Source organism: Bacillus sp. OTU530 (assembly GCF_038440375.1).
Genome location: NZ_JASATP010000092.1, coordinates 1 through 11,186, shown reverse-complemented (window position 1 = coordinate 11,186; position 11,186 = coordinate 1). Strand labels below are relative to the sequence as shown.

At 38.8% G+C, this 11,186-nt stretch carries 13 protein-coding genes and 1 pseudogene; 8 read left to right on the top strand and 6 right to left on the bottom strand.

Annotation, left to right across the window (positions count from 1 at the left end; translation table 11 throughout):
* Positions 1–112: 112 nt before the first annotated feature.
* Complete coding sequence (locus tag AAHB12_RS30420; RefSeq protein WP_342048816.1) at positions 113–529, top strand: hypothetical protein; 417 nt, start codon at positions 113–115, stop codon at positions 527–529.
* Between the two features lie 252 nt (positions 530–781).
* Here the strand turns inward: AAHB12_RS30420 and AAHB12_RS30415 are convergent, their stop codons facing one another.
* Positions 782–964, bottom strand: coding sequence for a hypothetical protein (locus AAHB12_RS30415; RefSeq protein ID WP_342048815.1), 183 nt, complete (start codon positions 962–964; stop codon positions 782–784).
* Between the two features lie 181 nt (positions 965–1,145).
* Between AAHB12_RS30415 and AAHB12_RS30410 the strand changes: the two genes are divergently transcribed.
* Positions 1,146–1,694, top strand: coding sequence for a DUF3967 domain-containing protein (locus AAHB12_RS30410; RefSeq protein WP_129731947.1), 549 nt, complete (start codon positions 1,146–1,148; stop codon positions 1,692–1,694).
* A 161-nt stretch (positions 1,695–1,855) separates the two neighbouring features.
* Here the strand turns inward: AAHB12_RS30410 and AAHB12_RS30405 are convergent, their stop codons facing one another.
* On the bottom strand, positions 1,856–2,056 hold the full coding sequence (locus AAHB12_RS30405; RefSeq protein ID WP_342048814.1) for a cold-shock protein: 201 nt from the start codon (positions 2,054–2,056) through the stop codon (positions 1,856–1,858).
* 1,128 nt (positions 2,057–3,184) lie between these two features.
* Between AAHB12_RS30405 and AAHB12_RS30400 the strand changes: the two genes are divergently transcribed.
* The 4 genes from AAHB12_RS30400 (at position 3,185) to AAHB12_RS30385 (ending at position 5,811) form a co-directional block, all read left to right on the top strand.
* On the top strand, positions 3,185–4,198 hold the full coding sequence (locus AAHB12_RS30400; RefSeq protein WP_342048813.1) for a helix-turn-helix domain-containing protein: 1,014 nt from the start codon (positions 3,185–3,187) through the stop codon (positions 4,196–4,198).
* A 133-nt stretch (positions 4,199–4,331) separates the two neighbouring features.
* Positions 4,332–4,643, top strand: coding sequence for a helix-turn-helix domain-containing protein (locus tag AAHB12_RS30395; protein ID WP_129731941.1), 312 nt, complete (start codon positions 4,332–4,334; stop codon positions 4,641–4,643).
* Positions 4,644–4,785: 142 nt separating this feature from the next.
* Positions 4,786–5,079: a hypothetical protein gene (locus AAHB12_RS30390; protein WP_342048812.1), complete on the top strand. Its 294-nt coding sequence runs from the start codon at positions 4,786–4,788 to the stop codon at positions 5,077–5,079.
* A gap of 558 nt (positions 5,080–5,637) precedes the next feature.
* Positions 5,638–5,811 carry an aspartyl-phosphate phosphatase Spo0E family protein gene (locus tag AAHB12_RS30385; RefSeq protein ID WP_342048811.1) on the top strand — a complete coding sequence of 58 codons (174 nt, stop codon included), beginning with the start codon at positions 5,638–5,640 and terminating at the stop codon, positions 5,809–5,811.
* Positions 5,812–6,699: 888 nt separating this feature from the next.
* On the opposite strand, the gene AAHB12_RS30380 is transcribed toward AAHB12_RS30385, so the two are convergent.
* A complete protein-coding gene (locus AAHB12_RS30380; protein WP_129731955.1) occupies positions 6,700–6,900 on the bottom strand; it encodes a cold-shock protein in 201 nt (66 codons plus the stop codon).
* A 285-nt stretch (positions 6,901–7,185) separates the two neighbouring features.
* Positions 7,186–7,338, bottom strand: a complete 153-nt coding sequence (locus tag AAHB12_RS30375; protein ID WP_165350923.1) for a hypothetical protein — start codon at positions 7,336–7,338, stop codon at positions 7,186–7,188.
* 500 nt (positions 7,339–7,838) lie between these two features.
* On the opposite strand from AAHB12_RS30375, the gene AAHB12_RS30370 reads away from it, so the two are divergent.
* Entirely contained in the window at positions 7,839–8,357 is a 519-nt protein-coding gene (locus tag AAHB12_RS30370) for a YhcN/YlaJ family sporulation lipoprotein (protein WP_425455964.1), read from the top strand.
* A 66-nt stretch (positions 8,358–8,423) separates the two neighbouring features.
* Here AAHB12_RS30370 and AAHB12_RS30365 read toward each other — a convergent pair.
* Together AAHB12_RS30365 and AAHB12_RS30360 are read right to left on the bottom strand one after the other, a co-directional pair.
* Positions 8,424–8,651 (bottom strand): annotated as a pseudogene (locus AAHB12_RS30365) (DUF3967 domain-containing protein); the annotation flags it as partial.
* 568 nt (positions 8,652–9,219) lie between these two features.
* Complete coding sequence (locus tag AAHB12_RS30360; protein ID WP_129731953.1) at positions 9,220–9,621, bottom strand: VOC family protein; 402 nt, start codon at positions 9,619–9,621, stop codon at positions 9,220–9,222.
* 1,052 nt (positions 9,622–10,673) lie between these two features.
* Here AAHB12_RS30360 and mobV point away from each other — a divergent pair.
* Positions 10,674–11,186: MobV family relaxase (mobV, locus tag AAHB12_RS30355; protein WP_342048809.1), on the top strand; the 513-nt coding region annotated here is incomplete at its 3' end.

Genomic DNA, 11,186 nt, shown 5'->3' with positions numbered 1-11,186 from the left:
ATCAATCTTTAGACAAGGTTAAAAGCGTGGATGGGATTGAAGTAAAAGAGCGAGGGGGGCTTATGTGCCCCAAAACGGTCGAGATTGCGTTAGAAGACTTTGAGGATATTAGATGCTAGCAAGGGCCTCAGAAACGCTCAGAGACGAAAATAAGAGCCTTAAAATCAAAAATGAAAAGTTGCAACGTGATAAGGACGCCGTGTCACTTGAAAGAGAATTGTTAAAGAGTGAGAATGGCGATTTAAAAACAGACAAGGAGGAACTGCAAAAAGAGAATGACTTTTTGAAAAGAACACTGGAAAAAGTTAAAGAATTTTATAAGGGGAAAATTCCTGAACTCTCCATCGTGGCTGGCTATATCAAGGCTGAAATTTTAGATAAAGCGAAAGAGAAGCTATTAAAGAAGTACTTTGATAAGGACGAAATTGAAGGGGCTCAAAAATTCTTAGCGAAAAAACAAGAGCAAATGGAAAAAGAGAAACTAGAAAAGCAACAAACTCGAAGTCGAGATCGAGGAATGGAGAGATAGTTTGAGATTTTATACAAAAAGCCTAGCAGTTTTGCTAGGCTTTTTTCGATTTTGCTATAGAGAAATCGTTTTTTTATCTTGAATTATTAAAACCGCTTATACACAAACACAAAACAAATAGGGTTATACACGGTGTTATGGACGGATTGTCGTTCAAACAAACTTTAATTTCACATACTGTAATTGAAATTTTATAATCAGGAAATACAAACCCCTGGACGTTGATGTTATCCGGGGGAAGGTGCTTTCTGCTTACGGTTGGGAGATTTGATCTAAATACTTCTTTACCTTTTGAAGGGCTTGCTCTATTTTCGGCACCCGTTGTTTTACATCAGCTATATACTTGTCTTCTCCATCCATTGAGGATGCTTTCCCGTCCAACAAAGCATTGTGTACGTTTTGCATTAAATTACCTAAATCAATAGTCTTTCTCATTATGAATCCCTCCTAATTTTGATGTGCATACCGTTCAGTTAGTGGTATCAGCATTATGTCCACTCCCCTGGCATTTAAACACTAGCGATTCCCTAGTCCTTTCCTGTATCATAACGGAAGGATAACGCCCTATAGCAACCGAATAACAGACTTGTGACGGACATAGGAAGGGGAGGGCTAAATGGAACAGACATACTGGAGTAAGGAAGTTTCTAAGTTACTACAGATCGCAGATAGCACATTAAGAAAGTATTGTTTAGCCCTGGAGGAATCTAATTACCGCTTTGAGCGTGGCATAAATAATTCTAGGATTTTTTATAACAAAGACGTTCTGTTATTACAAAGGGTCATAGCTGCGATGGAGAAGAAGGGAATAACGCTAGAACAGGCAGTAAATGTAGCAATGGCAAGCGATACAGCCGATACCGTAGCAACTGATGTTACGGAAGAAACGCCTACTATAACGCCTCATAACAGTGCTATGACGGACGATAAAACACAAGAAATATTACAAGCTATGTTTCTTGAAATGGAGCGTATGCGGAAGGAGCAAGGCGCCCTAATCGAGCATGTGAAGCGTTTAGAGGATCAGCTAGAAAAAAGGGAAGCCGGAAGGGATGCTGCACTTATGGAATTGATACGAGATACACAGGAAACAAAACGCCTCATAGCAGCCGAAGAACAGAGGCGTTCTAGCCAATCCTTTTGGGCGAGACTGTTCGGGAAGTAGGGATGCCCTTGAAGAGCATAAGGGATTTCTGCTATCACATAGGGTGATAGACTAGGCAAAGCCTAGTGAAAACATGATATCAATAAAAGGGTCTGAATGTCTCTATCGTGTCCCCGTGAAAAAGAAGCCTTCCCATTGATTCGGGAAAGGCTTCTTTTTCATTATTGCTTTTGAACGTTAGCAGCTTGTGCTCCACGGTTACCCTCAACGATTTCGAATGTAACTTTTTGACCTTCTTCTAAAGTTTTAAATCCTTCACCTTGGATAGCAGAGAAATGAACGAAAACGTCTTGTCCTTCTTCTGTTTGGATAAATCCATAACCTTTTTCACCGTTAAACCATTTTACTGTACCTTGTAGCATGCTGTTTCCCCCTGTGTGGATGATTCCACATTATATTACCATTCTTGTTCTTTCACCGAACAAAATAGTTAACTTTATTATACTTTATCATTTTCCGACAGAAAACCCCCGCTTCAAGCACGTGATGGGCGTAGCCCAGTGGTAAGTGGGGGATGAATGTCGGCTAGGCAACCGCCTAGCATGTTTGATGAATAGGGAAATGTAACTGGACAAACGTACGTTCTTTTGATAAAATTACCAAAATAAACCAAAAGAGAAAGGGGACTACTGGAAGCAATAGGGTGCTTTGACAAGGAGATTCAAAGCGCTTCACCCGCATTTGTTCTATCATGTGTTGGGCCAGACCAATCCACTATTCAGCGAAGAGATTTGCACCTATGGGCTGATCCAACCAAAACGTGATGTTTTGTAGAAGTATGTACCAAAAGTTTGGTTAGAAGAAATAGAAACCTGACCTCGTTTGGAATGGCGCAGCCTGTTCTTGTATCACCACCATTTTGCTGCAAAGGCCAGAGGATCTAGCTCCAGAATGGTGGGCGCATTGGTGCAAGAACATCGCAACACGTATAGGGTGAAAAAAGAGAAGCAGCTATCACTCCTTGTAAGGGACAAAGTCACCTCGGTGATTTTGCTCCTTACAAGGAAGTGTGAGCTCTCCCTATTTGCTCTATAAGAAGCCTGTTGAACGGCTCTGTATTTCGCTTCCTAGGAAGAAGATACGGAATCTCCCACCTCAAGGAGCGTTAGCGAGTAGGTGGGGGTAGTTCAATGCTCTTCATCATCTATATAAACAATTAAATCACCAGGTTGTTTTATAAAATGCGAGGGGGTTGCTAGTCTAGCAGCTCCTTCTTCATATTTTAATTGAACTAGATTGGAAAACAATGCTAAGCTAAGATTAGGAAAAATACATACGCAAAAATGAAAAAAGCCCTTTACCTGTATCAAACTTGGCGGAATGTTCAGGTAAAAGGCTCCCGTAAGAAGCTTAAAGGGCATAGTATACCCTTTTTTAAAACTATGTTATTAGCATCATATTAGCACATAGTTTTTTAGAGGGTCAACTCTATCCTTTCGAGACTTCTTGCCATTTTTCGTAAATTCAAATGGAAAAGAGGTCTTTTTATTATGAATCAATTAAAAGCTATGGATGAAATGAAAATGCAAATCGTTTGGGGAAAATACAATGTGTATTTTAAAGAGGGATTTACTCCAACCCCTAACTACCTTGCTAAAAAATGCAAGGCTTTAAACATTACAAATGCAGAGTACCGATTGCTCACAATCATTTTCGGTTATGGCGGGAAAGATGGAAATGCATTTCCTTCACAAGAAACATTAGCAAAAGACATGGAAGTATCATTACGGAATGTACAAAAATATTTAAGCAGCCTTTTTGAAAAAGGGTATTTGGATATTATCAATGTGACCGATAAAGAAACAGGTGTACAAAGACCGAATCATTATGACCTAACTCCATTGTTGGTAGCACTGGAGAAGTTATATACAGAGGAACACGGCGAACAGGATGTTTTGAAGAGAAAAGATATAGTAGCGACCAAAAGAACGAGAAAATCAGAGAAAATCGATGAAAAACACGATTCTAATTACCCTGTCACAGAAGGACAGGGTAGTAAACAATACCCTGTCACAGAGAGACAGGGGGAGGGTGTCTCTGAGTATCACCCAAATAGAATAGGTTTAAAAGAACCTTTAAAAGATTTTGAAGAAGAAGAAGTATTACCTACCGTTATCACGGAGGCTGATATTCTTTCTTTAGTGAATGCTAAAATTGCAGAACGTGAAATTACTAACCAAAAGACTATCAAAGCTATTTTAGATGTAGCTGCTAACTGTAAGCAGATAGGCGGTACAGATTGGGAGAAGGCACAAAACTACGTGATTAGCATAGTTGAGGATAAGATGAAGTCATTTGGGCAAAAGCAGCGCCAGAAGAATCAAGGCGGTAGCAATCGCAAGTCAACGCGCAAAGAGGATTTATCCGAAGATGTGAAACAGCAATTAGCGGAACAAGCAGGTGAAAAGCAGCAGCAGCAAGATAATACCGAAGATCTATTAGCTATTCAGCGGCAATTAGAGGAAGAAATGAAGATGTACCAAAAGGAGACTGCTAACGTATAACTTTCATACGCCTGTAATCGCCCGATAAGCTGTTTTAACGAAAAATACATAGGAAACTACTACTCTATTCGATAAGACGCGCTAACGGGCTTCCTGTGGCTTTAAATGACTTGAATGGAAGGGGGGAGCTTATATGCACTTTGGTCACAGGTTGCGAATATGCAGAGAAAAGAAGGGACTTAAACAAGTAGAGGTTGCTCAGATTATCGGCGTAGCAAATAATACACTATCCGGTTACGAATCAGGAAAATATGAACCGAGCTTAAGTATGTTAATTAGACTTGCGGAGCTTTACGAAGTACCTATAGAGTACATTATTTCGGGCGTTAAAGTATCTAAGTCAACCAGTCCCGATATGCAGGACTTACTGGGAGACATTTCGCAGCTATCGCAATCAGACATAGAACTAATAAAAACCTTAGTAGAGCGATTGAAGCAGAAATAAACTTTGAATATTCGTATTCTAGCTTCGGATTAAACTAGCCTACTGACGAAGCTATGCTATTAACATTCCTAGAATATGGGCAAGGGCTTGGCTTTTATTCCGACAACCTGTGACGTTTATAAATTCCGAAGGAGGGCTAAGAATGGTTAAGCCAATGGACGTAACCAACGCAATAGTAATAGACCGAAAGGTTTTAGAAGATGAAAATAGACAGCTTTTCGTAGAGATGCACAACATTATTATGAATTATAAGGGGAAGGATTGGCAGTTCGGAGTTACAGAAAAACTTAGCGTTTATTTAGCATACCTGAAGATTTTAGGAATTAAGAAGAAGGAAAGCCCGCAATTCAAAATAATAAAGAAAGCATACAAGAAGCGTATTGAACTAGAGGGTAATCCAATGGAGGAGCTATCCAAGCAGGATAGCAGCGCATAGGGTTTGGCCTTTATTCCGATATTTTGTGCCTTTCATAACACTCACTTACTATTTAACTCTCTATATTAGGGGCTCAAAATCACACAAGGACCAAGTAGTATTTTTGGGAAACCCACTCAAAAAATCTCCACCTTGGCTCTCGCCTCCTTGCATGATTTTGTTCGGCTCGTTTTGGCTCTTTCGCCAAGCTGACTGACAAAAGGAAAAATTTAGGATATCGGCTTGCGCGAGCAATTATACGAGCCGAACCGCCAGATTATCCGTCCGTTGGTATTGCTCCTTCCCCTTATACCTACACGCTCATGTGGGGGCTCTGCCCCACACACCCCCGGCCATCCCCTGCCCAAAAGCAAGGGAAGTGCTAAAACTCAATAAAAAGTACTCTTAAAAAGAAGGAAATACTGTAGGTTTTGTTGAATGTTTTGTATACAATTTTAACAGAAATGTATTGAAAAATATTCTAGATGTATACCATAATTTGGACTATTTTATATGAACTTACTTTTAGTTATTATTTAATCTACTTACTATTTAACTTTAGACAGAAGGATTGCCACTATGATTAGTCTTAGAAATTTAATTGAAACAAAAAGAGAGCAACTATTCTATTTAGGGAAAGTATATGGACTAACCCACCCTAAAACGATCCAATGTAGTCAACAATTAGACGTATTGATAAATTCCTCTCTAAAAAAACAAAGCACAGAGATAAAATTACAGGCAAATTTTTAAAAGGATATATCTTTATTAAAAGGTGTATCCTTTTTTGTATACTCCATTCATATTCAGTGAACAGAATCACTCATGACCCACACACCCCCAGCCAGTCTCTGCCCAAAAGCAAGGGAACAACCTCTTATACTCTTCTTCTATCTTTCTGAAAAAATGGCACCCAAAATGTTTCTAAATGTACCTAACATGTCGTATTAGTAGTTCAAATGGAAGAATTATTCGCTTTCATTTTCATTGTTTCCGTTACCATGAATATATAGCTGATTTGCTAAAAAAACATAAAAAATATACAGTGTAATCAATTACATTAAGGAGGTAAATCAAATGAAAAAACTTTCAAATTTCGTCGCTTCAGTAGTGGAAAGCTATGTAAAATCAATGGACGCATACGGAAACGCTCTAATTCGTAATAAATATTAAGCTATAAAAAATATACAGTGTAATCAATTACATTAAGGAGGTAAATCAAATGAAAAAACTTTCAAATTTCGTCGCTTCAGTAATGGAAAGCTATGTAAAATCAATGGACGCATACGGAAACGCTCTAATTCGTCGTAATAAATAAACTTCTTCACTTAAGACATCAAAAATGAGGAGTAAATCATAATGACTTCTTTCTATCATAAGATTCACTAGCCGATTCATGAAAATAAAAACGTGAGTCGGTTTTTTTATGTAAAAATACTTCTGTATAGAAATGGACTTTTCGGATTCTCTACTGATCCAGTTTTATTTAACAGATTTTCAGGAAAGAAGCCTCCCCCCTCAACGTGTTAATGTTTAAGTGGTGGGTAGTTGACCTCCGTCCATTACAAAAATAAAAAAGCCTATCCGTAATCATTGTTCCAAAATAAAAAGAGAAGGTAATACCCTTCCCTTTCATTCCAATTATTTTTTTCTTACATTAGTAGCTTGAGGTCCACGATTGCCTTGCTCAACATCAAATGTAACTTCTTGACCTTCCTCTAATGACTTGTACCCTTCACCTTGAATAGCTGAGAAGTGAACGAATACGTCTTCTCCACCTTCACGCTCGATAAATCCAAAACCTTTTTCGCTGTTAAACCATTTTACTTTACCGTTTTCCATGAAAAAAATCCTCCTACCATGTACCTTTATGTACATATCCATTTTCGACCATTTTACAAGTAATAAAAAGAGCTAAAAAAACTGCAACCTCTGAGAGTTTTAACCTTGCTCCCCCCTGAAGTTACAGCTTATTTAAATCTCTATGATATGAACAGTAAAATGGTTTAAATTCACTATAGCACTCTACCAACAGAAAAGCAAAAATCATTTTGTTATTACGTTTTATCCATCGTTTCCATAACGAGCGAAAGCAGAAATAAAAGTAGTAGCTATATATTTTCTGTTTTACTGAATTTCTTTTACAACCTGTACCTCAGTTCGTTTAACTAATTTTACATCCCAATTTCTATCCTTGTTTTTTATTTCAATCATACCATTTTTGTAATCGTGAATGACTGTGTATATATCTCCTTGAAAGCTAACTCTTTCCTTAAACAATTAGGTATCCCCCAATTTTGTATTTTCTATCTGAAGAAGATTATAACAGAGACAGAAGATAAGGACTGCGTTTTTTATGAAATGCAGGAAATCAAAGAAATAGTCACCTTATTAAGTGACTATTTTTTTGATACGTATGTACCTTCTGTCCAGTCTATGAATTTTCACGTTATGCATGATTTTATACAGTGTAGAAATGGCAAAGGTTGTGGCAAATTTGCCATTTTATTTCCCTCCCTGAAATTGTATAAAATCCTGTATATTTTGCGATCTGAAGAATACAGTGAAAAAGAGTACAACACCGTGTATTCACCTATCTTCAAATAAAAACTCCCCTCTGAATCGGCGGAATGAGGGGGGTTTTTATTTGATTATGAGCTCATTGTTTTTTCCAAAACTCCCGCCATTTTTTGTTGGGTGGCTGCTATCATTATTAGTTTATGTATATTGCATAACCAATCTGGTCATTTTAAAAGTTATAAATCATATTAGGAGTGGTAATAGTGAAAAAGGTTAAGTATTTAGTAATGGCTTTTTTACCAATTCTCTTACTGTTTGGTTGTGCAGCAAACCAAAAAAACGAAGCGATGGACAATCGCGATAACAATAAAATCCGAAATGTTCAATACAGGCAGAATGATGTCAATATAAACAAAAACAATGATTTTGATCGTAATAACGAAACTCGAATGGAAATAGCTGATGAAGCTGCTGATCGGATAACAGAACTAGACGAAGTAAAGACAGCAAACGTTATTGTTACAAACCGAAATGCCTATGCTGCAGTTGTTTTACGCGATAGTGCAAAAGGCGAAGTAACCGATCGTCTCAAAAATAAGATTGCAGATAAAGTAAGGGCTACAGATCCGAATATTCGGAACGTATATGTATCATCAAACCCTGATTTTGTTAAACGAATGAAGGATTACGGAAAAAGAATTAAGCAAGGTGATCCGATAAAAGGTTTATTTGAAGAATTCAGTGAAACGGTTCGAAGAGTATTTCCTAATGCACGTTAAAAAAGTGTGATTGAGCTATCAGGATATGGATGAGGCACACAGATTACATTTCTGTGTGCCTCATTTTTACTGCCACCACTTTTTTTGCTGTGTGGCCGCTATCAGTTTTTTGGTCTCCTGAGTTTCACGGATCATAGTCATTAGATTTTGGTCACGTTCATCTATTTTTTGGAGTAATACTCTTTGAAATTCTTGTTGCTGTCTTTGCTGTTCAGTTAGCCATTCCTTTAAGCTTTCCTCGTGTTTTTTGAGTTGTTCAGCTACCCTTTCAGCAACCAACTCCTGAACAGTCATCTGAACACAAGGAATGGCAAGGGCGGGGCTCAAACTTCCAATTAGGTAATGGCTTGAGGATCTTTAAAATTTTTGTGTGATATGGGGCAATCCCTAAGGAATACCTATAGCATAAGGACGGAATACCCTACCATTCTAGTCTGCCCTTAGTCTCTAAATATGTCTATGAAAGTGAAAAAATTGGTGACGAAACCATAACAGAAAATATGCAGGATTTTATACAGTTTTTCGGCATGCTGGACAAGCAGCTGGAACCGACAAACCCGTACCACTAGGGCATTGCATAAAATCCTGCATACTTGATAAATTGAGAGATTTCGAGAAACCCAGTATTGGTGCGGATGCCCTGGGCATGGCTACTTCCGATAATGATGTGTTATGTTAACCTGACATGAATGCAGTATGCATCTTTGTTTTTTATGAGAGGGGTAGCATCAGAAAAATGCGGATTTACAACGTTAAGGAATTTTCCTTCTAAGCAACGATTTTGGATTGAATGACAGATATGAGATCATACGGGGCGTAGAAAAACGCCGGTGACCTTAAGTAGGTGACCGGTGTTTCCATATTAGCGTTTCGGCATTTTGCTCTCATCCATGTACAGCAGGTTCCAGCGGTGACCGTCCAGATCGGCAAATCCTGCGCCGTACATCCAGCCATCAATTTCACTCGGCTTGCCAAAGATGCTTCCTCCGGCAAACTCTACTTTTTGAATAAATGCATCTACTTCTTCTCTGCTTTCAGCGCCAATGGAAAATATTACTTCCGCGCTATGGGAAGTATCTGCGGTTTTTGAACCTGTAAATTTCTCAAACGCCGCATCCGGGAACAGTAGAATCGTTGTTTGTCCTATGGCAAGCTTGGCTCTCTCGTTACCAACGCTCACCGCATGGAATCCAATCTCATTGAAAAAGGCAGTTGACCTCTCAACATCTTTGACCGGCAGGTTAATCCAAATCTCCTGTGACATGGCTGCAGCCTCCTGGAATATATTTTCAATTACTCCTACTATACTCTACTTCTGGCAACAGAAGCGAATCTTATAAAAGAAACCTTATCAAGAGTCAACTCCACTAAAAAAGAGCATAAAACAACAGTAAGCGACCTCGTCATCCATATTGGAAGGACAAGGTCGCTTACACTATTTCTTCATTCATTACATTGAAATCCTTTCACTGATTTTTCAATCTCATAATTAAAAAAAGATGGGTTGTGGCGAGGAAAAACATTGCCTGAAAAAGTTCTATGATCTTCTCGTACCCAGCGTATGGATCATCCGCCTTCGCCTTTCGTTACTCTGGTGGTATCACCCTCTTTTTCAATAGATCTTGGTTTTATACCCTGTACATCATTCGTACATTCGCCTTACTCTATCCCACTGGATTCACCTTCTTTTTAAGATGGATGTTTGACTTGTGTTTATCATACACCCAGGGTCGAACCTTGTAAATACTAAAAATTATAAATTTTCTAAATATTATGACTATTTGTAAATAAGTGGTAAAACAGCATGGGATCTTTTGTATTTTAAACTTCTGTTTTCGGATTTTATGTTAACTAAACAAAGAGCTCTATCAAGGCCTCTTTGTTTTCTTTTATTTATAAGGGTGTTCTCTTTTAATGATTGGAGGACAAGATTTTGGTAGTGTCAATGGTACCGGACCGGGCCCGAAAGGGGACGGGAGGATAGGGAATTGACACGTTCACTTCACCAAAAGCCTCTTGAAAAAAACCGAACCTTGTTCGGTTTTTGCCTGCCGAAGGGGCATCCCTTCCAAATATTGGAAGGGTGGGGTTGGTTGATCTTTTTTATTGCGATCCAACGGGATGCCGTTGGTCGTGGGGTGGTGGGGGAGCGAAATCCCCCGCGGTCTTGCCATGCGGCATGGCTCGGCGAAAGCCGAAAAACAGCGTCGCAGACCCCACATTTTACGGAGTAAAGTATAGTGGGTTATACTTTACATGGAAGTTTTTGCCGAAATCTAGCCCCAAAATAGCGGGTGAAATGAGGGGGATTCCTGCATGAGTTTTGCGGTTTGCCGGATGCAAAAAATGAAATCTTACGACCTAAAAGGGATGCAGTTTCATAACCAGAGAGAACGTGAGAGTAAAACGAATCACGAGATTGATAAAAGTCGTTGCCATTTGAATTATGATTTGGTGAATCCCGAAAAGATTGATTACAACAAACGAGTAAAAGAGATTATCGAGATCCAGAAGACTGGAACACGGCAAACACGGAAAGATGCTGTTCTTGTAAATGAGTTACTTGTGACATCAGATAGAGGATTTTTTGACGGACTTGATGAGAAAGAGCAAAAGCGATTTTTCGAAGAAAGCTATAAGTTATTTGCGGAACGTTATGGAGAGCGGAATATTGCTTATGCGACTGTACATAATGACGAGAAAACTCCCCACATGCACTTGGGAGTTGTGCCGATGCGTGACGGTAAACTGCAAGGGAAAAACGTCTTTAATCGGCAGGAATTGCAATGGATTCAAGATGAGTTTCCAAAGTATATGCAGAAGAAAGGC